Below are 21,540 nucleotides of genomic sequence, written 5' to 3'. Positions count from 1 at the left end.
TCTCTTTGTTGTTCTGGTGGATGGCGCTCAGGCCTTGACGGTGCGCTTTTCGATACGCTTTTCGAAGGTGCCGACGATGACGCGGTCCACGTAGATGCCCGGGGTGTGGATCTCGCTGGGCAACAGCACGCCGGGTTCGACGATCTCTTCCACTTCGACCACGGTGATCTTGCCGGCGGTGGCCGCCAGCGGGTTGAAGTTTTGCGCAGTGTTGCGGTACACCACGTTGCCGTAGTGGTCGGCCTTCCAGCCCTTGACGATGGCGAAGTCGCCGGTGATGGATTCTTCGAGGATGTACTTGCGGCCGTTGAACTCGCGCACTTCCTTGCCATCGGCAACCGGGGTGCCGTAGCCGGTGGCGGTGTAGAAGGCCGGGATACCGGCGCCACCAGCGCGCATTTTTTCGGCCAGGGTGCCCTGCGGGGTCAGTTCCACTTCCAGCTCACCGCTCAGCAGCTGGCGTTCGAACTCGGCGTTCTCACCCACGTAGGAGGCGACCATCTTGCGGATCTGCCGGTCTTCCAGCAGCACGCCCAGGCCAAAACCGTCGACACCGCAGTTGTTGGAGACCACGGTCAGGCCCTTGACGCCACGGCGCCTGATTTCGCTGATAAGGTTTTCCGGGATGCCGCACAGGCCGAAACCACCAGCCAGTACCGTCATGTTGTCGGTCAGGCCTTCGAGGGCCTGTTCATAGGTTGCAACGCGCTTGTCCAGTCCGGCCATGCTGATCCGCCTTTTGTAGTTGTTGAACCGACGAGGCTGTCGGTGAGCGTGTGGGGACATCTTCACCGCAAGCGACTGATTTGTTAATTTTGTTTTCATCATCGATTGATAAACTTTGCAAAACAACCAACAGGCCTGTCATGAACGTCAAGCAACTGCGCGCCTTTGTCACCGTGGCCAAGTACCAGAGCTTTGCCCAGGCCGGTGAACACCTGCATGTTTCGCAACCCGCCCTGAGCCTGACCATCAAGGCCCTGGAAGAGAACCTTGGCGGCGCCCTGCTCAGCCGCACCACGCGCAGCGTCAGCCTGACTGCCGAGGGCGAGGTGCTGCTGCCGCTGGCGCGGCGCCTGCTGGCCGACTGGGACGACACCGAAGAGATGCTGCGCCAGCGTTTCACCCTGCAACTGGGCCGGGTTTCGGTGGCGGCCATGCCGGCCTTTGCCGGCAACCTGCTGCCCCACTCGCTCAAGGTATTTCGCCAGCGCTACCCGAAGGTCAACGTCACCGTGCACGATGTGATCAACGAACAGGTGCTGGAACTGGTGCGCCATCGCCGCGTCGAACTGGGCATCGGCTTCGAACCGGACAACATCGATGGCCTGGATTTCCACCCGTTGTACATGGACCGGTTTGTCGCCGTGGTGCCCGCCGATTCGCCCTTGGCGCAGCTGCCCCAGGTCAGCTGGGCACAATTGCTGGCCGAAGACTTCGTGGCCCTGCAACGCCCTTCGGCGGTGCGCCTGCTGATGGAGCAGAACGTGGCCGCCCACCACGGCAAGCTGGCGGTGGCTTTCGAGAGCCACCAGCTGTCGACCATCGGCCGCATGGTCGCCAGTGGCCTGGGGGTCAGTGCCGTACCGGCGCTGTGCATCAACCAGATGCAGGAGCTTGGTGCCCGCTGCGTAACCCTGGTCGAGCCCACGGTCGAGCGCCGCATCGGCGTGATTGCCCTCAGCGAACACAAGCTTTCCACGGCGGCGCAAGCGCTGCTCGAGGTACTGCTTTCCAATACCCGGATCCCGGAGGTGACATGCGTTACGTGAAACTGGCAGGTTCGAGCGTTCCGGCCATCGGCCAGGGCACCTGGTACATGGGTGAAGACCCGGCCCGCAAGGCTGCCGAGGTGGCGGCCCTGCAACAGGGCATCGAACTTGGCCTGAGCTTGATCGATACCGCCGAGATGTATGCCGAAGGTGGCGCAGAAGAAGTCGTTGGCCAGGCCATTGCCGGGCGCCGCGACCAGGTGTTCCTGGTCAGCAAGGTGTACCCGCACAATGCCAGCCTGCGCGGCATGGCGGCCGCCTGCGAGCGCAGCCTGACGCGCCTGGGCACCGACTGCATCGACCTGTACCTGCTGCACTGGCGTGGTCAGCACCCGCTGGAGGAAACCGTCGACGCCTTCGAGCGCTTGCGCGAGCAAGGCAAGATCAAGCGCTGGGGTGTTTCCAATTTCGACGTCGACGACCTGCGCGAGCTGCACAACCCCGATTGCGCCACCAACCAGGTGCTGTACAACCCGACCCAGCGTGGCATCGAGTTCGACCTGTTGCCGTGGTGCGAAAAGCGCGCCCTGCCAATCATGGCCTACTGCCCGCTGGCCCAGGCCGGGCGCCTGTTGCAGCACCCGGTGCTGGCGGAAATCGCCGAGCGCCATGGGGCCACAGCGGCCCAGGTCAGCCTGGCCTGGGTGACCCGGGATGACGGGGTGATAGCCATCCCCAAGGCCGTGGCGCCCGAGCATGTGCGGCTGAATGCGGCTGCGGGTACGTTGACCCTGACCAGCGAAGACCTGCGGGCGATCGACCGGGCGTTCCCGGCACCGACACGCAAGCAGCGGTTGGCGATGGTGTAACAGAACTGAACTCGCAAGCAATCCTGGCACCCTGTGGGAGCGGCTTTNNGCTAAAGCCGCTCCCACAGAGACCGCGCAAAAAACAGGATTGTGCGTGAGGCGCCGGGGATTAATGGAAATCCCGGCTGCGCACATCCAGCCCTTGCAACAGCGGGCTCACATCCTCCAGCCGCCGCGCGATCAGGTGGCGCACGCCATTCTCCTGCTCCAGCCGCCCGCTGACCTTGAGCAACTGCGACCCCACCAGCGCCCGCCGCTGCCGCTCGGCCAGATCCCGCCACACCACCACATTGACCATCCCGTGCTCGTCCTCCAGGGTGACGAAGGTCACGCCGCTGGCGGTCTGTGGCCGCTGGCGGCCCACCACCAGCCCGGCCACGGCAATGTTGTCACCATGCCCGACATCTTGCAGCTCGCGCGAACTGCGACAGCCCAGTGCCCGCAGGCGTGGGCGCAACAAGGTCAAGGGATGCGGCCCAAGCGTGGTACCCAGGGTCTGGTAATCGGCCATCAGGTCCTCTGCCACGCTGGGGACGGGCAGTGCAACGGTGCTTTCCGGCAAGGCTTGCATGTCGGCGAACAAAGGCAGTTGCGGCTGCACCGCCGCCACCTGCCAGCGCGCCTGATGCCGGTCGCTGGCCAAGGCGCGCAGCGCGCCGGCATCGGCCAGCTGGGCGCGGGTACGCGAATCGAGCCCGGCACGCAGGCACAGGTCTTCGACATCGCGCCATGGCCGCTGCGCCCTGGCCTGCGCCAGGCGCCTGGCATCGGCCTCGGCAAGACCGCGCACCAGGCGCAAGCCCATGCGGATGGCCAGGGCCCCTCCAGGCTCAGGCTCCAGGGTGCAGTCCCAGTCACTGTGGCACACATCCACCGGCCTTACCTCGATGCCCTGGCGCCGGGCCTCTTGCAACAACTGGTCGGGGCTGTAGAAGCCCATGGGCCAGCTGTTGACCAGCGCGCAGGTGAAAATCGCCGGTTCATGGCACTTGAGCCAGCTGCTGGCATAGCACAACAAGGCAAAGCTGGCCGCGTGCGACTCCGGGAAACCATAGCTGCCAAAGCCCTTGATCTGCTCGAAGATGCGCTCGGCAAACGCCAACTCGTAACCATTGCGCAACATACCCTGCACCAGCCGCTCGCGGTGCGGCTCCAGGCCACCGTGGCGCTTCCAGGCAGCCATGCTGCGGCGTAACTGGTCGGCCTCGCCCGGGGTGTAGTCGGCCGCGACCATCGCCAGCTCCATCACCTGTTCCTGGAACAGCGGCACGCCCAGGGTGCGCTCGAACACTGCCTTCAGTTGCGGTGAAGGATACGTCACCGGCTCCTGCTTCAGGCGCCGACGCAGGTAAGGGTGGACCATGTCGCCCTGGATCGGCCCGGGGCGGACGATGGCTACCTCGATGACCAGGTCGTAGAACTTTGCGGGCCGCAGCCGCGGCAGCATGGCCATTTGCGCGCGTGACTCGATCTGGAACACGCCCATGGTCTCGGCACGGCTGATCATGGCGTAGGTGGCCGGGTCTTCGCCGGGAATGGTCGCCAGGGTCAGGTGCCGGCCACGGTGGTGTTGCAGCAGGTCGAAGCAACGGCGCAGGGCACTGAGCATACCCAGCGCCAGCACGTCGACCTTGAGCAGGCCGACCATGTCCAGGTCGTCCTTGTCCCACTGGATCACCGTGCGCTCCGGCATCGCGGCATTCTCCACCGGCACCAGCTCGTCCAGGGGTTGCTGCGAGATAACGAAGCCGCCCGGGTGCTGTGACAGGTGCCGGGGGAAGCCGATCAGTTCGCCGGCCAGCACCAGCACCCGCCGCAGCGAAGGGCTGCCCGCCTCGAAACCGGCCTCGGCCAGGCGCTGGTCATCAGGTATGCGATCGCTCCAGCGGCCACAGCATTTGGCCAGGGCATCCACCTGGTCGGCGGGCAGCCCCAGCACCCGTGCCACATCCCGCACCGCACCGGCGGCATGGTAGGTGTTGACCACCGCAGTGAGCGCCGCCCGGTGCCGACCATAGCGACGGAACACATACTGGATCACCTCCTCGCGCCGGTCGTGCTCGAAGTCCACGTCGATGTCCGGCGGCTCGTTGCGCTCGCGCGACAGGAAGCGCTCGAACAACAGGTGATGTTTCATGGGGTCGAGCTCGGTGATGCCCAGCACGAAGCACACCACCGAGTTGGCAGCCGAACCCCGGCCCTGGCACAGAATGCGCTGGCTGCGGGCGAAGGCGACGATGTCGTGCACCGTCAGGAAGTAGCTTTCGTAGCCCAGCGCCTCGATCAGCGCCAGCTCCTTGGCCAGCACCTCCCGCACCTTGCTGCTCGGCCCTTCTGGCCAACGCAACGGCAAACCCTGCTGGCATAACTCACGCAACCAGCTCGCCGGGGTATGCCCCTGAGGCACCAGCTCGCGTGGGTACTGGTATTTCAACTCGCTCAGTTCGAACTGGCAGCGCGCAGCGATGGCCAGGGTCTCGGCCAGCAGGTCGGCGGGATAGAGTTCGCCCAGTTGCGCCTGGCTGCGCAGGTGCCGCTCGCCATTGGCAAACAGGAAGCGCCCGGCCTCGGCCACCAGGCAATGCTGGCGAATGGCGGTCATGCAATCCTGCAAGGCGCGGCGACCGCGCACGTGCATGTGCACGTCGCCACAGGCCACGGCGCGGATGCCGACCCTTGCCGCCAGGCCGCGCAAGCGTTCAAGGCGCAAGGTATCGTCACTGCCGCGGTGCAGGTGCACGGCCAGCCACAGGCGCTCACCGAACACGCCGTGCAGCCACTGCCCGGGGCTGGCATCGCCGCTGTCATCGGCCACCCACAATGCCAGCAGGCCCTGATGGTGCTGCTGCAGGTCATCGCGAAACAGTTGGTACTCGCCCTTCTGCGCCCGTCGCCGGCCCCGGGTGATCAGGGCGCACAGGTTCTGGTAGCCGGCCAGGTCCTGCACCAGCAGCACCAGCCTGGGGCCGTCCTGCAACTGCACTTCACTGCCCACGATCAGCCGCAGCTGATGTTCCTTCGCCGCCTGCCAGGCACGGACGATGCCGGCCAGGGTGCATTCGTCAGTGATCGCCAGCGCCTGGTAGCCCTGCTCACGCGCGCGCCGGAACAGCTCGTCGGCGCTCGACGCGCCGCGCTGGAAACTGAAGTTGGACAGGCAATGCAGCTCGGCATAACCCGGGGTGTTCATGCGAACCAGCCCTGCAGCCACAACGGGCCGGCCTTGCCCAGGTCACGGTAGGCCCAGCCGCGCAGGCCATCACGGGTTTCGATGCGGTAATAGTCGCGACGCACATCGCCGCCATCCCACCAGCCCGACTCGATACGCTCGGCATGGCCTTGCACGCGGTAGCCGGCTTCGTCCAGCGCCACGGGGGCCGACAGCAGCCAGCCAGGGCGGCTGCCAGGAGCCACCGGCATGTTGCCCTGGGCACCCTGCTCTACCGCTTGCCAGGCACATTCGGGGCGATGATCGGCTGCCGCGCTCAGGCCCTTGACCGCCTCATCGCCCAGGCGCGCACGTAGCCGTTCGCGCAATTGTTCCCAGGGTTGCGCCTGTTGCGCACGCGGGTCGAACAATGCCTGGTGTTGCGGCACAAAGGGTGGCAGGTCCTCGGCGACCAGCCGCAGGTTGCGCACCGGTGCGGGAATGCGCAGCGGTTCCAGGCGCCCGCGCGCCAGTTCGAACAGCATCGCGGCATCGCGTTCGGCGGCCAGCAGGCCCACCTTCAGCAAGGTATCCGGCCCTTCGGCGTGCTCCAGGTGCAGGCAGAAACGCTGCACGCCACAGTCACGCCCGGCGAGGAACGCGGCAAGGTCGTTGAGCATGCGCCGCAGCGGGAACAGCAGGGCCTGGTGTGATTCAACGTCGAAGTTCAGCTCCAGCCGGGTCTCGAAACGGTCCGGAGGCTGGTAGAAGTCCAACCCCAGGTTGCGCAGGCCGAGCAGTTGGTCAAGGTGCAATTGCACCTGGGCCGGAAAGCGCCTGGCCAGGCTGTCGCGGGGCAAGGCCAGCACCTGGCTCAACTGACGCAGCCCCATGCGGGCAAAGGCTTCGGCAGCCTGCCCAGGCAAGCCGATACGCTCGATGGGCATACCCTGCAGCGCCGCGCGGGTGGCGTCGGCATCGCTCACGGCCAGGCCATCGTGGCCGTTGGCGAGCATGCGCGCCGCCACCGGGTTGCTGGCCAGGACGATGCGTTGGCGCAAGCCCAGTTCCGCCAGCTCCTGGCGCAGGCGTGCCTCGAACAGCGGCCAGGGGCCGAACAGCTGCAGGCTGGAGCCCACCTCCAGCAACAGCGCCCGTGGGTAGTGCAGGCTGACCTGGGCGCTGAAGCGGTAGGCCCAGGCTGCCAGCAACTGCTGCACCTGGTCGATGCGCCTGGGGTCGGCTTCGACGCAGCTGAAGCCATCGGCCAGTGCACGTGCCGCCGTCAGGGTTTGCCCGGCCCGCAGGCCCAGCGCGGCCGCCGCCGGGTTGACCGCCTGCAGTACGCGTCGCTGGGCCGGCCCGCCAAGCAGCACCAGAGGTGTATCGGGGTCGTCACGCTCACGCAGGACCGTGTCCAGCGCCAGCTGAGGGAACAGGATGCAGGCCCAGAGCATGCTGCATCAGCCCCGCCCCGGGCAGGCGATGGGCAGCGCCGGTGGCATGCCGCCACGGCTTTTCAGCACGCGCCATTGTGCCGGACGGGTGTCGATGGCAATGCGCAGCGCTGCAGGTGAAGGGTTATGCGCCGCCTGTTGCGGCCTGCAGGCGAAGGCCAGCGCCTGGCCGGTTTCGGCAGCCACCTGCAAGCGCCGCAGGGCGCGGTCATCGGCACGCTCCGGCCAGCACAGCACCGCTGCGCAACTGCCGGAACGCAGGCACTGCTCGGCAGCCCACAGGGCATCTGCAGGTTCGGCGGCCACCTGTACCAGCCAGCGCAGGTCCACCCCCGCGGCCTGCCAGGCCGGGGCGTAAGGAATGAATGGCGGTGCCACCAGTACGATTCGGCTGGCCTCGGCACTCAAACGGGCCAGGGTTGGCCACAGCAGCTGCAATTCGCCACAGCCGGGGCTGGCCAGCAACAGTTCGCTGAGCGCAGACGCCGGCCAACCGCCTTCCGGCAGGCACTGGTCAAGGGCAACATGGCCCGTGGGCTGCAGGCCGAGTGGCCGCGCCTGGGCCTGCCGGCCGCGCCATACCCGGCGCTGGTCGAGCAGCCTGTCGAGGTCGACCACCGCGCCCATCAGTCACGCCTCAGCAAGCCGCAGAACACGCCTTCGATGAAGAACTCCTGTTCAGGTCGCACATCGATGGGCGCATAGGCCGGGTTGCGTGGCAACAGCCGGTAATTGCCGCCCTGGCGTTGCAGGCGCTTGATGGTCACCTCGCCGTCCAGGCGCGCGACCACGATCTGGCCATCGCGGGCGTCGGCCTGCTGGAGGATGCCGACCAGGTCGCCGTCGAAAATGCCGTCGTCGATCATCGAGTCGCCACGCACCTTCAGCAGGTAGTCGGGGGTACGGCGGAACAGGCTGGGGTCGAGCAGCAACTGCTCGTGAATGTCGAGGTCCGGGCCGATGGGGGCGCCTGCCGCCACCTGGCCGAGCACCGGCACTTCGAGGATTTCCGGGCGGCGCAGCCGTTCGGCCAGGCGTATGCCCCGCGCCTGGTTCGGCGTGACGTCGATGTAGCCGGCCTGGCACAGGGCGGTGATGTGCTTGCGCGCGACACTGCGCGAGGCAAAACCGAAGCGCGTGGCGATATCGGCCAGGCTCGGCGGCTGGCCGTGATCGGCAATGCGCTCACGGATGAACTCGAAGATGGCGCGGCGTTTTGGGGTTAGATTGTCCATGGAGCACATTTGTACTCTTTTCGGAGCACGCTGAACAGCCCCCTTCGTCGTCGGCTTGGCGACTGCGATCAATATGTAGCGCGCCAATAGGCCAGATAGTGGAAATATATTTTGCGCGCTAAATATTATCGCGCAGTATTAACCCCAGGCAGCAAGCAGTCGCTGATCCCACTACCCAAGCTAACGGAGCATGATCATGACCATCATCAAAGCAATCACCATCGCCACCCTGACCTTTGGCAGCAGCGTCGGCGCCTTCGCCCAGACCGCCTCCCCTTACCAGTACGGCATGGACCTGGACATCGCCCAAGTGATCGCGGTAGAGGGCTCGAGCCAGGCCACCGGCCACGCCGACACCGCCACCCTCACCTACCGTGACAGCGACGGCAAGCTGCAGAAGATCAGCTACCTGCGCCCAGCCACCTACGCCAACCAGAACTGATGACCAAACGTCGAAAGCCGGAGCGTGCCAACGGCCGGTTACTTGGTTGGCTTTCCAGCTTTGGCAGTTGCTGACTCGATGCGCAGGCGCCAACCTCGAGTTCGAGCACAGCTCTGCCAAGGCTGCCGTACTCCAGTACACTCAGGAATTCGCGAAGTTCACGTAACGCCAAAGGCAAAGAATCTCCCTTCTGGCCCGCCCACGATTTCTGGACCTGAATACCCAATGCTGACTGCCCTGCTGTTCGACCTCGACGGAACCCTCACCGACACTGACACCTTGCACCTGCAGGCTTTCCGCCAACTGCTGCGCGAGCATGACGGCCGCGAGCTGAGCCAGGCGCAGTTCGATGCCCAGGTCAGCGGCCGTGCCAACGGCGAGCTGTTCGCCGAGCTGTTTGCCGGTGCCAGTGCCGAACAGTGCCGGGAGCTGGCTGACCGCAAGGAAGCGCTGTTCCGCGACATGTCACCGTCTCTGGAGCCGATGCCGGGCCTTGTGCGCCTGCTGGAACATGCCCGGGCTCGAGACATCGGCATGTGCGTGGTGACCAACGCGCCGCGGCTGAACGCCGAGCACATGTTGAACGCCATGGGCCTGGGCCAGCGCTTCGCGCATGTGCTGGTGGCCGAGGAACTGGCACGGGCCAAGCCGGACCCGTTGCCCTACCTGACCGGGTTGCAACGGCTGGGTGCCGAGGCCGGGCAGGCACTGGCCTTCGAGGATTCGCTGCCGGGGGTGGCGGCAGCGAGTGGCGCGGGGATCTTTACCGTGGGCGTGGCCACTACGCAGACACCGGAGCGGTTGCTGGCGGCGGGGGCCAGGTTGGTGATCGATGATTTCAACGACCCGGCGTTGTGGGCCTTGATCGGATCCATGCAATGAGCATGCGGGGCCGCATCGGCCTCAAGCCATGCGCCATCCCTGTGGGAGCTGGCTTGCCGGCAATGGGCTGCGAAGCGGCCCCAGAATTTCCAGGCAACATGCACGCCCCTGCCATTGTGCACACCCAGGTCAACCCATGCTGATCGACGAAGAACTGACCCTCAAGAAGCTGGAAACCTTCCTCGCCTTCATGCGCACCGGCAACCTCGGCCGCGCAGCCGCCGAGCTGGCCACCAGCGCCGTCAGCGTGCACCGCGCCATCCACTCGCTGGAAAGCGCACTGCGCTGCCCGCTGTTCAAGCATGAAGGTCGTCAGCTGATCCCGCTGGAAAGCGCCTACGTGCTGGAAAAGAAAGCCCGCCAGCTGATCCAGGACGCCGAGCAGATGGTCCGCCAGACCCGCGAAGCCGCCGGCTTCTACGCCGAGCGCTTCCGCCTGGGCGCGCTCTATTCGCTGACGGTGAAAACCGTGCCCAAGCTGGTCATGGGCCTCAAGCTGCGCCGCAGCGAACTCAACATCGACCTGACCCTGGGCTCCAACGTCGACCTGCTGCAGCGCCTGAGGAACCACGAGCTGGAGGCCATCCTCGTGTCGCTCGACGAAAGTGTCAGCGACCCGGCCTGCGAGCAGTTGCCGCTGTTCTCCGATGACATCTTCCTTGCCGTGCCCATCGATTCGCCCTTCGCCGAGCAGGCCGAGGTGGACCTGGCCGACCTGGCCGACTCCACCTTCATCACCCTGACCCAGGGCTTCGCCACCCACCGCGATGGCGCCCGGGTGTTCCAGCAGGCCGGCTTCGAACCCAAGGTAGCCATGCAGGTGAACGATATCTTCACCCTGCTGAGCATGGTCAGCTCGGGCGTGGGCTTTGCCCTGCTGCCCGGGCGTATCGCGGCGGTGTACGAGAACCGGGTCCGGTTGATAGCCCTGAAGCCGCAATATCGCTTGCAGCAGCATATCGGCGTGGTGTTCCTGAAAGCGCGGGAGCGGGAGCCGAACCTGCTGGCGTTGCTGGCGGAGTGCCGGATGTATAGCCTGGAGCGCTGAGGGGCCTCGGACACAGCTTCTTTTTGTTGTTTGCTGGACTGGCCTCTTCGCGGGTAAAACCGCTCCCACAGATACCGAGCGAGCCTCGGGCAATGCACTTCCCCTGTGGGAGCGGGTTTACCCGCGAAGAGGCCGGTACAGGCTGACTCAAACCACCAAGGCCCGCTGCACCTCGCCCACCGTTGTAGCCAGGCTGTTCAGGTGCAGGTTCAACACCCGCTCCACCGGCGCCTGGTCCAACGGCCAGTGCAAGGCAATGCTCCCGGCCAGGCGCCCTTCGGCATGCACCGGCAGGGCAATCGCGCGGATCAGGAACGGCAAGCGCACCGGGTACTCCCAGTGCCCTTCGGTTCGCTGGCCGAACCCCTTGTTCGCTTCCTCCTCGATGTCGCGCAGCACTGCCTCGTCGCCCACCTGCTCATGGGTCGCCAGGCGCTGCACTTCATCGACCGCCAACTCTCCCAGGCATGCCCGCCCCATCGCCGAGTGGAACAGGCTGGCATGGTGCCCGACGATCTGGCAGGTGTGCGGGTAGCGCTTGCGCAGTACCTGGGGGATGGCGCTTTCCATCACCTCCAGCCGCTCGCCGTCGAAACACGACAGGTCGGCCACCAGCCCGGTACGCTCGCTCAACTCCAGCAACATGGGCGCGGCGCTTTCCACCAGGCGCCGCTTGAAACGCAACTGGCGGTCACCGAACAGGCGCTGCGCGCACAGCCGGTAGCGCCGGTCGCTGAGGCCGCGGTAAACCCAGCCCTGTTCCTGCAAGGTGGCGAGCATGCGCGACACCGTGGCCTTGGGCAGCGCCGTCAGGTAATGCAGTTCTTCCAGGCCCAGCGCCTGGTGTTCGCCCAGCAGGTCGACGATGGCCAGCGCCCGTTCTACCGAGCGCACGCCGCCACTGTCTGCCGTGATGCCCATGTGTGTGACCTCCCTGTAGCTGGATGGTCAGGATAGCCAGCAAGATCCGCGCCTGCCCAGCGGTTTCATGGCGCTTGCAGGCTCCGGGGTGGGCGCCGCGCTACCCAACGGGTGAGCTGTTCATGGGCATGGGCCAGCTGCAATACCGCATGGTCGGCCTGGGCCGGGCCGATGATCTGCAGGCCCATGGGCAACCCGGCAGCATTGAAACCGACCGGTACGCTGATGCTCGGCAAACCGGCCAGGGTCGGTCCTGTCACCACTTCCATCCAGCGGTGATAGGTGTCCATCGTCCGCCCCCCGACCACCGTTGGCCAAGGTTGCCGTGCATCGAAAGGGAACACCTGGGCCGATGGCAACAGCAGGAAATCGTAACGCTCGAACAGCTTGCCCAGCGCACGGTACCAGTCGCTGCGGGCCACTGAAGCCTGGTACACCGCAGCCGCGCTCAGTTGCAGGCCACCCTCCACCTCCCACTGCGCCTCGGGCTTGAGCAGCGCGCGCTTGCGCGGGTCGGCATAGGCCGCACCGAGGTTGCCGTGCACCAGGAAGTGGCGATGGGTCAGCCAGCATTGCCACAAGCGCGCCAGGTCGAACGCCGGCTGGCAGGCCTCAACCCGGCAGCCCAGCTCGGCGAAGTCCGCCAGGGCCGCTTCGCACAGGCTCAGCACCCCGTCATCCATCGCCAGGTAGCCGTCGTAGTCGCCCAGCCAGCCAACCCGCACGCCGCGGAAATCGCGCTGCAACCCAGCGGTAAAATCGCGCCGGTCCTCCCCCAGCGACAACGGCGCCCGCGCATCGAAGCCCGCCTGGGTCGACAACAGCCGCGCCACATCCACCACGCTGCGCCCCATCGGCCCCTCGGTGGCCAGCTGCTGCATGAACAGTTCCGGCGCCGGCCCATGGGGCACCCGGCCCTGCGACGGGCGCAGGCCATACACATTGTTGAACGCCGCCGGGTTGCGCAGCGAACCCATCATGTCGCTGCCGTCGGCGACCGGCAGCAGGCGCATGGCCAGCGCCGCCGCCGCCCCACCGCTGCTGCCCCCGACCACCTTGTCCGGGTCATAGGCATTGGTGGTGGTACCGAACAGGGTGTTGTAGGTCTGCGAACCAAGGCCGAATTCCGGCACATTGCTCTTACCCACGATCAGCGCCCCACTGGCCCGCACCCGCGCCACGCTGATCGCATCCTGCTCGGGCACCTGTTCGGCAAACAGCGGCGAGCCCAGGGTGGTGCGCAGCCCGGCAGTAGCGGCCAGGTCCTTGATCGCCTGGGGCATGCCATGCATCCAGCCCCGCGAATGGCCACGGGCCAGCTCGCGGTCACGCTCATCAGCCTCGGCCAGCAGCACTTCGGCCGGGCGCAACGACACCAGCGCATTGACCGGCGGGTTGAAACGCTCGATATGCGCCAGATAGGCCTGCATCACCTCACGGCACGATATCTGGCGGGCATGGATGGCCTGGGACAATGCCTCGGCATCGAGGGCAACGATGGGGTCGATGGCTAGCGACATCACGGTTCTACTCCCAGGTTGAACGCGGCAGCTTTGCCCGCGCGTGGGGCTTCTTTCAGGCAATAGGTGCCCAGCAGTGTCAGCAGGCAGGCGAACAGCACGTAGAACGACGGCGCCACCGGAGTGCCGAGTACCTTGCTCAGCCAGGTGACGATCAACGGGGCGAAGCCGCCGAACACCATCACCGCCACGTTATAGGCCACCGACACACCGGTAGAACGCACCTCGACCGGGAACTGCTCGGCCAAGGCCGTGGGCGCTGGCCCGAAGAAGCCGCCAATGGCAGTGCACAGCAGCAGTTGCATCACCAGCAGGCGCTCCAGCGACGGCGCGGCAGCCACCCACACATACAACGGGTAGACCATGACGAAGAACGCCAGGGTGAAGGCCATCAGTACCGGGCGCCGACCCAGCCGGTCAGACAATGCCCCGGACAGCGGGATCACCACGGTCATCAGCCCCACAGCCAGCATCTGCACCAGCAGCACCTGGTCCAGCGGCAGGCCAAGGTTCTTGTGGGCGAAGGTCGGCATGTTCACCAGTACCACGTAGAACGACACCGTCGCGCCACAGGCCAGGCCCATCGATACCATCAGGCTGCGCCGGTGCTCACGCAGCACCTGCCACAGGCTGGGCGACTGGCCCTTGGCCTGGCGGCGCGCCTCGATGAACTCCTCGGGTTCTTCCATGTGCTTGCGAATCCACAGCCCCACCGGGCCGATCAGCAGGCCGAGCACGAACGGGATACGCCAGCCCCAGCTGTCCAGTGCCGCAGGCGTGCACAGGTGGGTGACCAGCGCCACCATCGCCGCCCCGGAGAACACCGCCAGGCACTGACCCACCAGTTGCCACGAGCCATACAGGCCCTTGCGGTGGGCCGGCGCGCTCTCCACCAGAAATGCCGTGGCGCTGGCGTACTCGCCGCCGGTGGCAAAACCCTGCAGCATGCGCGCCACCACGATCAGCATCGGCGCGGCCATGCCGATGGCCAGGTAGTCGGGGGCAAAGGCGATCATGGCAATGGACACGGTCATCAGCCGGATGATCATCTGCATCGCCGCCTTGCGGCCCTTGCGGTCGGAATACATGCCCAGCAGCACGCCACCCACCGGGCGCATGAAAAAGCCGACGCCAAAGGTGGCCAGGGCCATCAGCAGCGAGGCATATTCGTCGTCGGAGGGGAAGAATTGCCGGGCGATGATGCTGGCCAGAAAGCCGTAAACGATGAAGTCATACCACTCCAGGGCGTTGCCGATGACGGCGGCGACCACTTGCCGGGTACGCGACACGCCGGTGCTCGAAGTCTGCATAGGAAACACTCCACACAATGATTGGGTGATCGCCCAGGCGCGGTCGCGCCCGGGTTCCAGCGGCAGTCGTCAAAAGGAAAGGTCAGGCGGGCGCGAGCCAGCGCTCTGCCAGCGCGCCCCAGTAGGCGGCGCCGGTCAGCAGGATGTCGTCGTTGAAGTCGTAGGCCGGGTTGTGCACCATCGGCCGCGATACGCCATTGCCGATGAACAGGTAGGCGCCCGGGCAGCGTTGCAGCATCCAGGCGAAGTCTTCGCTGCCCATCAGCTTGCGGGTGTTGCCATCCACTGCCTCGGTACCCAGCAACTCCACTCCCACCTGCCGGGCGAAGGCGTTTTCCGCGGCGTGGTTGACCAGCACCGGGTAGGCCGGGCGGTGTTCGATAGTGGCGCGGCAGCCAAAGCTCTCGGCCTGGCTGACGATAATGGCGCGCACTCGCTCCAGGGTCTGCGCCCTCACCTCGGCGTTCAGCGCGCGCAGGCTCAGGCGCAGCAGCGCCTGCTGCGGGATCACGTTGGCCGCTTCGCCGGCCTGCAAGGCGCCGACGGTAACCACGGCCGCCTCCTGCGCATCGATATTGCGCGCCACCACGGTTTGCAGGGCCATCACCACACTGGCCGCCGCCACCAGCGGGTCGACGGTCAGGTGCGGCATCGAACCATGGCCGCCAACCCCGTCGAGGGTCACCGTGAGCAGGTCTTGCGAGGCCATCATCGGCCCCTCGCGAAAGCCCAGGTGCCCGGCCGGCAGCCCGGGCATGTTGTGCATGCCGAACAGTGCATCGCAAGGGAAGCGTTCCAGCAGACCGTCGGCCAGCATCGCCTCGGCGCCACCCTGGCCCTCCTCGGCCGGCTGGAAGATCAGCGTCAGCGTGCCGTCGAACTGCCGGGTCGCTGCCAGGTAGCGTGCGGCGCCCAGCAGCATGGTGGTATGCCCGTCATGGCCGCAGGCGTGCATGCAGCCCTGGTGCTGGCTGCTGTACGCGGCGCCGGTAGCCTCGTGGATGGGCAGCGCGTCCATGTCGGCGCGCAGGCCCAGGCGGCGTGGGCTGCTGCCATTGCGCAGTACGCCGACCACGCCGGTCTTGCCGATACCGGCATGTACCTCGTAGCCCCATTCTTCGAGCAGACGGGCGACCAGCGCTGAAGTGCGGCTTTCTTCAAAACCCAGCTCCGGGTGAGCGTGAATATCGTGACGGATTGCGTGCAGGTCGCTGGCCACATCGTTCAGCCAGGCCAGGATATGCTGATGTCGGGACATGTAGAGTCTCCTCGCGCGGGTGGTTTCCCGTTCTTGTTGTTCGCCTAGAGGTCACGACGGGTGAGGCAGGTCGTGCTTGGCTGACAGATAAGCGCGAGGAGCGATGAAGCACAATCGAATCTGGTTTCATGCTGTGGAACATAAAAGCAGGGCCTGGGCTAATGCCTGCCAGTTACGCGGTCACCGTGGGAGCTTGCCCAGCCCTTTGGGATGCGCTGTCGCGTAGATAACTGAATTTGCGAGCAATCCGCGTAATTTGTGGGAGCGGCTTTAGCCNNGCTGCGCCGGTGTTCGCGGCTTAAAGCCGCTCCCACAGAGTCCCTGCCAATTCAATGAGTTATGTACAGTTCTATGAGAGCTGGCTTGCCTGCGATGGGCAGCGTAGCAGCCGCGTTAACGCGATCTGACAGGCATTGGGGCCTTGGCTTACCTGGCCTGCCTGCTTCGGATCACACAGAGGTTTCTCTGAACCTCGCGCGCCCCTGCACGACCCGGTCCCTGGGTGCGATCAGCGGCGACTCTTTGCCTCTGAGCAGATACCACCCACTGGCCTCCATTAGCGACGCTCTCAACAACGTACCCAGCGGTAGCCTCAGTTCCCTGGCGGTTTTAATGGCTCTGGTACTGTCAAAGATCAACTGATCGAACTTGGCCGTGCCACCGACGCCTGCAGTTACGATACCAGCGGAGGTCAACACCTCAGCGCTCAGGGATGCAGCGGGAAAGCCAAATGCCGTTGCAACACCTGGTACCTTCAAGGCTGTGCTGACCAAGCCAGCATTGAAGACGATTGCGTTATTTCTGCGGCTGCGCGAATCGAACTCCTTGGGTACCGGCTGTTTGTTGATGTTTGCCTTTGACCGGCGAACAATGTTTTTAGCAGCCTTGACCAAGGATGAGAACATTCCCACAGTACCGGTTATACCCCCGAGAAACTGGCCGATTACACGCGTTATCGAATGGCCGTCGCGATCTACATTGTTGACAGGGTCTCCTTGGCAATAAGCATAGGCATTAAGCCCTCCCCGACCAAACGGGCTGAATATGTCCGGGCGATGAAAGCGCATCAACACGGTGTCATACGCACGCTTACCATTGCCCAACAGGTAACAGCGCGGCAATGATGCTCCTGGTTCTCCGGCAAAGGCCAATAAAGGGCCGGCTTTGACTAACCGATAGCCATAGGGTGTATATAGATGGACTGGGAATTTGTTACCCGCCCGGATTGATGATTGCTGATCAGTTGCCAGTAATGTCGAAGTTTGCATGATTACAAGTTCCTGTTTTTCGTGTTCACCAAGCCACACTAACTGCAAGCACCTGTCTCAATAACTCACAGATTTGCTGAGTGGAAACATTGCCACGCACGAGCGCTGCAATTGCTGTTACCTTGGGCGCACTGTTCAGCTACAGCCAAGGACTGCTTCATGCCCCCACGCCCAACCACCCAAAGCGGCTTCGTCCGTGTGCGGGGTGCCCGCGAGCACAACCTGAAGAACATCGATGTCGATATCCCCCGTGACGCACTTGTGGTGTTCACCGGCGTGTCCGGCTCGGGCAAGTCCTCGCTGGCCTTCTCGACGCTGTATGCCGAAGCCCAGCGCCGTTACTTCGAATCGGTCGCGCCCTATGCCCGGCGCCTGATCGACCAGGTCGGCGTGCCGGATGTCGACGCCATCGAAGGCCTGCCACCGGCCGTGGCACTGCAGCAGCAACGCGGCACACCGAGTGCACGTTCCTCGGTGGGCAGCGTGACCACCCTGTCCAGTTCGATCCGCATGCTCTATTCCCGCGCCGGCCACTACCCGGCCGGCCAGGCGATGCTGTATGCCGAGGACTTCTCGCCCAACACGCCGCAGGGCGCCTGCCCGGAATGCCATGGCATGGGCCGGGTCTACGAAGTGAGCGAAGCGACCATGGTCCCCGACCCGTCGCTGACCATCCGCGAGCGCGCCGTGGCCGCGTGGCCCATGGCCTGGCAGGGGCAGAACCTGCGCGACATCCTGGTGACCCTAGGCTATGACGTCGATATCCCCTGGCGCGACCTGCCACAGGCGCAGCGCGACTGGATCCTGTTCACCGAAGAAACACCCACTGCACCGGTGTATGCCGGGCTGACCCCGGCGCAGACCCGCGCCGCCCTCAAGCGCAAGCAGGAGCCCAGCTACCAGGGCACGTTCATGGGTGCCCGGCGTTACGTCCTGCACACCTTCATGCACTCGCAGAGCGCGCAGATGCGCAAGCGCGTGGCCCGGTTCATGCGCCCCAGCCCCTGCCCGCTGTGCCAGGGCAAGCGCCTGAAGCGCGAAGCGCTGGGGGTGACCTTCGCCGGCCTGGATATCGCCGAGCTGTCGCACCTGTCGCTGCAGGCGCTGGCCGAGGTGTTCCGCAAAGTGGCGGCAGCAGACTACCTGGCACAACAGCAGGACGACCTGACCCTGGAAAAGCGCCTGGCGGCGCAACGCATCGCCAACGAACTGCTCGAACGCATCGACACCCTGCTCGACCTGGGCCTGGGCTACCTGGCCCTGGAGCGCAGCACCCCGACCCTGTCCTCTGGCGAACTACAGCGCCTGCGCCTGGCCACTCAGCTGAACTCGCAACTGTTCGGCGTGATCTACGTGCTCGACGAGCCGTCTGCCGGTTTGCACCCGGCCGACAGCGAAGCCCTGTTCGACGCGCTGCAGCGCCTGAAGCAGGCTGGCAACTCGGTGTATGTGGTGGAACACGACCTGGACACCATGCGGCGCGCCGACTGGCTGGTGGATGTAGGGCCTGCTGCTGGCGAACATGGCGGCACCATCCTCTACAGCGGGCCACCTAAGGGCCTGGCCCAGGTCGAGCAGTCATGCACCCGGGCCTACCTGTTCAATACGGCGGCACAGGCCACACGCACGCCACGCCAGGCCCACGACTGGCTGAAGCTCGAAGGCATCTGCCGCAACAACCTGGACAACCTCAGCGCCGAGTTCCCGCTGGGCTGCTTCACCGCCGTGACCGGTGTTTCCGGCTCGGGCAAGTCGAGCCTGGTCAGCCAGGCCCTGCTGGAGCTGGTGGGTGCGCACCTGGGCCATGCCGAGCAGCGCAACGAGCCCGAAGAGCAGAGCCTGGAAGATGAACCCGAACAGGCCAGCAGCGGGCATGTAAGCGCGGGCCTTGGCAGCATCAGGCGCCTGGTGCAGGTCGACCAGAAGCCGATCGGCCGCACGCCCCGCTCCAACCTGGCCACCTACACCGGCCTGTTCGACCACGTGCGCAAGCTGTTCGCCGCCACCGAACAGGCCAAGGCACAAGGCTTCGATGCCGGGCGTTTTTCCTTCAACGTTGCCAAGGGCCGCTGTGAGAACTGCGAAGGCGAAGGCTTCGTCAGCGTCGAGTTGCTGTTCATACCCAGCGTCTATGCGCCCTGCCCGACCTGCCATGGCGCCCGCTACAACCCGCAAACCCTGGCGGTGAGCTGGCAAGGCATGAACATTGCGCAGGTGCTGCAGCTTACGGTCGACCAGGCCCTGCAGGTGTTCGCCGAACAGCCAGCGGCGCGGCGTTGCCTGCAAGTGTTGCAGGACATCGGCCTGGGCTATCTGCGCCTGGGCCAGCCGGCCACCGAACTGTCCGGCGGCGAGGCGCAGCGCATCAAGCTGGCCACCGAGCTGCAACGCATGGCCCGTGGGGCGACGTTGTATGTACTGGACGAACCTACCAACGGCTTGCACCCGCAGGACATCGACCGGCTGCTGGTGCAGCTCAACCGCCTGGTCGATGGCGGGCACAGCGTGGTGGTGGTCGAGCATGACATGCGGGTGGTGGCGCAGAGCGACTGGGTGATCGACATCGGGCCGGGGGCCGGGGATGCCGGGGGGCAGGTGGTGGTCAGCGGCACGCCGCAAGTGGTGGCCGGATGTGCTGAAAGCCGCACTGCGGCGTTTCTGACCAAGGCCTTGTAGCGCCTGCACCGTCCTCTTCGCGGGTACTCACAGCTTGCAAGGTCTGTGGTGAACCTGTGGGAGCGGGTTTACCCGCGAAGTGGCCACCGCAGCACATGCCGAGATGCCGTCTTGCCACGATTGCGCCGCTCTAGTCCGTAGGTTCTAATCGCGCACGACCCGTTTGCCTTTGTCACTCAAGGAAGTGTCACCATGTACAGGAAGATCCTGCCGCTGGCGCTGTTGGCACCCCTGGCCGGTTGCTCGAACAGCGAGGACACCAGCGAGGCCAGTTTCCACAAGGCTGCCCAGGCCTACCTCGATACCCAATACCCGCACTGCTTCGTCATCAGCTCATTCCCCACCAAAACCCAGGACTTCGACCTCCATGGCACCAACAAGGCGTTGCATGCCCTGGCCCAGGTAGGCGTGGTCAGCGAAAAGGAGATCTCGCGCACCGAGGTGCCCGCCCGCCTGTGGCAAGCGGCACGCACGGACATCTACTACGCCTACGACCTCACCGACGAAGGCCGCAAGTATTACAAGGCGGATAACGGGCTGTGCTTCGGCAAGGCGCAAGTCACGGCCATCGAGCATTTCAGTGAGCCGAGCGAAGCGACCGGGCAGAAGATGTCGCGTGTGACCTATGCCTACAAGATCACCGGGCTGCCGGCTTGGGCTGCCAATGAAGAAGTGAAGGCCAGCGTTGAAGAACTGGGCAAGGCGGTGGCCAGCAATGAAATGCCGCTCAAGGACACCCGGGAAATGGTGCTGACCAGCCAGGGTTGGCGGTTGCACGACAAATAGCCGTTTGCTGTACCGGCCTTTTCGTGGGCTTGCCCGCTCCCACAGGTGCACCACTGGCCTTGAGACCTGCGCTGTACCTGTGGGAGCGGGTTTACCCGCGAAAGGGCCGGTACAGCCTTACATCCACCAGGCCAGCACCACCGGCAACCAGGCAAACGACAGCACCGTGGAACACATCACCAGGTTCGCCACCTGCTCCGGTTCGCGGTTGGCGCGCACTGCCATCAGGTAGTTGAACACCGCCACCGGCATCGCCGACTGCACCACCAGCACCGCGCGCTCCAGGCTGGCCATGCCCAACGCGGCGCCGACTGCCCAGCCCACGGCAGCCCCCAGGCCAATGCGCAAACCGCCCAGCAGCATGCCGCTGCCCACATGGCGCAGGCGAATGCTGGCCAGCGAAACGCCCAGTGTCAACAACATCAGCGGGATGGTCATGCCACCCAGCAAGCCTACCGTATTGGCCAGCCAGCGCGGTAATTCGAAATCGAGAAAGATGATCGGCATGGCGCCGGCCAGGCTGATCACGATGGGGTTGCGCAACAGTGCCTTGAATGAAGCCGCAGTACCGGAGATGGCCATGCCAAGGGTGAACTGCACGATCGACAGGGTCAGGAAGAACGCCACGGCCAGGGCCAGGCCGTGTTCTCCAAAGGCATACAGGCTGATCGGCAGGCCCATGTTGCCGGTATTGGGGAACATGAACGCCGGCAACAGCACCCGCCAGTGCCGGCCTGAAGCGCGACACACCAGCAAGCCGGCCAGGGCCATGCCCAGGGTGCACAGCAGGCAGGCCATGGCCATGCTGGTGAAGGCGTTCGGGTCCAGTTCGGTGCGGCTGAGCGTGGACAGCACCAACGACGGGGTGCCAACGGTCATCACCACCCGGGCGATGAATTCGGTGGGGTATTCCAGGCCCTTGCGGGCCCAGGCATAGCCGATGCCAGCGACGATGAAAACCGGGGCCAGGACGGCGAACAGTGACGCGAACATAGGGGCCTTCCTTGG

18 protein-coding genes are annotated in these 21,540 nt (G+C 65.2%); 7 read left to right on the top strand and 11 right to left on the bottom strand.

From position 1 onward, the window contains the following. Positions 1–27: 27 nt before the first annotated feature. Positions 28–726: a CoA transferase subunit A gene (locus M2S36_RS14075; protein ID WP_085624876.1), complete on the bottom strand. Its 699-nt coding sequence runs from the start codon at positions 724–726 to the stop codon at positions 28–30. Between the two features lie 140 nt (positions 727–866). Between M2S36_RS14075 and M2S36_RS14070 the strand changes: the two genes are divergently transcribed. Beyond that, a complete protein-coding gene (locus M2S36_RS14070; RefSeq protein WP_063914154.1) occupies positions 867–1,772 on the top strand; it encodes a LysR family transcriptional regulator in 906 nt (301 codons plus the stop codon). After that, a complete protein-coding gene (locus M2S36_RS14065; RefSeq protein WP_207832699.1) occupies positions 1,760–2,581 on the top strand; it encodes an aldo/keto reductase in 822 nt (273 codons plus the stop codon). The genes M2S36_RS14070 and M2S36_RS14065 overlap by 13 nt, the downstream gene beginning before the upstream one ends. 109 nt (positions 2,582–2,690) lie before the next feature. Here the strand turns inward: M2S36_RS14065 and M2S36_RS14060 are convergent, their stop codons facing one another. Genes M2S36_RS14060 through lexA form a run of 4 tightly spaced genes read right to left on the bottom strand, consistent with a single transcriptional unit; the run spans position 2,691 to position 8,430 of the window. Continuing rightward, positions 2,691–5,771, bottom strand: coding sequence for an error-prone DNA polymerase (locus tag M2S36_RS14060; RefSeq protein ID WP_233688373.1), 3,081 nt, complete (start codon positions 5,769–5,771; stop codon positions 2,691–2,693). Beyond that, positions 5,768–7,186, bottom strand: coding sequence for a Y-family DNA polymerase (locus M2S36_RS14055; protein WP_207832693.1), 1,419 nt, complete (start codon positions 7,184–7,186; stop codon positions 5,768–5,770). The genes M2S36_RS14060 and M2S36_RS14055 overlap by 4 nt, the downstream gene beginning before the upstream one ends. 6 nt (positions 7,187–7,192) lie before the next feature. Beyond that, positions 7,193–7,813 (bottom strand): translesion DNA synthesis-associated protein ImuA, encoded by a 621-nt coding sequence (gene imuA / locus M2S36_RS14050; protein WP_063914158.1) that lies wholly within the window; start codon positions 7,811–7,813, stop codon positions 7,193–7,195. Then, the gene (gene lexA / locus M2S36_RS14045; protein WP_025339260.1) at positions 7,813–8,430 is read right to left on the bottom strand and encodes a transcriptional repressor LexA; all 618 of its coding nucleotides are present in this window, start codon (positions 8,428–8,430) and stop codon (positions 7,813–7,815) included. The genes imuA and lexA overlap by 1 nt, the downstream gene beginning before the upstream one ends. Before the next feature lie 187 nt (positions 8,431–8,617). Between lexA and M2S36_RS14040 the strand changes: the two genes are divergently transcribed. The 3 genes from M2S36_RS14040 to M2S36_RS14025 all read left to right on the top strand — a co-directional run bounded on the left by M2S36_RS14040 (position 8,618) and on the right by M2S36_RS14025 (position 10,793). Further along, on the top strand, positions 8,618–8,863 hold the full coding sequence (locus M2S36_RS14040) for a DUF2790 domain-containing protein (RefSeq protein WP_207832691.1): 246 nt from the start codon (positions 8,618–8,620) through the stop codon (positions 8,861–8,863). A gap of 225 nt (positions 8,864–9,088) precedes the next feature. Next, the gene (locus M2S36_RS14030; protein WP_207832689.1) at positions 9,089–9,745 is read left to right on the top strand and encodes an HAD family hydrolase; all 657 of its coding nucleotides are present in this window, start codon (positions 9,089–9,091) and stop codon (positions 9,743–9,745) included. A gap of 136 nt (positions 9,746–9,881) precedes the next feature. After that, positions 9,882–10,793, top strand: coding sequence for a LysR family transcriptional regulator (locus M2S36_RS14025; protein WP_207832687.1), 912 nt, complete (start codon positions 9,882–9,884; stop codon positions 10,791–10,793). 147 nt (positions 10,794–10,940) lie between these two features. Here M2S36_RS14025 and M2S36_RS14020 read toward each other — a convergent pair whose 3' ends face one another. From M2S36_RS14020 to M2S36_RS14000, 5 genes are all read right to left on the bottom strand, one after another. Further along, positions 10,941–11,714 carry an IclR family transcriptional regulator gene (locus M2S36_RS14020; RefSeq protein WP_207832685.1) on the bottom strand — a complete coding sequence of 258 codons (774 nt, stop codon included), beginning with the start codon at positions 11,712–11,714 and terminating at the stop codon, positions 10,941–10,943. Between the two features lie 65 nt (positions 11,715–11,779). Then, positions 11,780–13,234, bottom strand: coding sequence for an amidase (locus tag M2S36_RS14015; protein WP_333957309.1), 1,455 nt, complete (start codon positions 13,232–13,234; stop codon positions 11,780–11,782). After that, positions 13,234–14,544, bottom strand: coding sequence for a citrate-proton symporter (locus M2S36_RS14010; RefSeq protein ID WP_333957308.1), 1,311 nt, complete (start codon positions 14,542–14,544; stop codon positions 13,234–13,236). Before M2S36_RS14010 ends, M2S36_RS14015 begins: the two co-directional genes overlap by 1 nt. An 82-nt stretch (positions 14,545–14,626) precedes the next feature. Beyond that, on the bottom strand, positions 14,627–15,802 hold the full coding sequence (locus M2S36_RS14005; protein ID WP_207832679.1) for a M20 aminoacylase family protein: 1,176 nt from the start codon (positions 15,800–15,802) through the stop codon (positions 14,627–14,629). Between the two features lie 449 nt (positions 15,803–16,251). Next, positions 16,252–17,070 carry an RHS repeat-associated core domain-containing protein gene (locus tag M2S36_RS14000; protein WP_333957307.1) on the bottom strand — a complete coding sequence of 273 codons (819 nt, stop codon included), beginning with the start codon at positions 17,068–17,070 and terminating at the stop codon, positions 16,252–16,254. Positions 17,071–17,229: 159 nt separating this feature from the next. Here M2S36_RS14000 and uvrA point away from each other — a divergent pair, with 159 nt between their 5' ends. Together uvrA and M2S36_RS13990 are read left to right on the top strand one after the other, a co-directional pair. After that, positions 17,230–19,746 carry an excinuclease ABC subunit UvrA gene (uvrA, locus tag M2S36_RS13995; RefSeq protein ID WP_333957305.1) on the top strand — a complete coding sequence of 839 codons (2,517 nt, stop codon included), beginning with the start codon at positions 17,230–17,232 and terminating at the stop codon, positions 19,744–19,746. A 192-nt stretch (positions 19,747–19,938) separates the two neighbouring features. Continuing rightward, positions 19,939–20,532: a hypothetical protein gene (locus M2S36_RS13990; RefSeq protein ID WP_063914166.1), complete on the top strand. Its 594-nt coding sequence runs from the start codon at positions 19,939–19,941 to the stop codon at positions 20,530–20,532. 117 nt (positions 20,533–20,649) lie between these two features. On the opposite strand, the gene M2S36_RS13985 is transcribed toward M2S36_RS13990, so the two are convergent. Then, entirely contained in the window at positions 20,650–21,525 is an 876-nt protein-coding gene (locus M2S36_RS13985) for an AEC family transporter (RefSeq protein WP_207832641.1), read from the bottom strand. Between the last annotated feature and the right edge of the window lie 15 nt (positions 21,526–21,540).

This window comes from Pseudomonas sp. SF2, assembly GCF_036858055.1.
Taxonomy (GTDB): Bacteria; Pseudomonadota; Gammaproteobacteria; order Pseudomonadales; family Pseudomonadaceae; genus Aquipseudomonas.
This window is presented reverse-complemented; position numbering and strand designations above follow the sequence as displayed.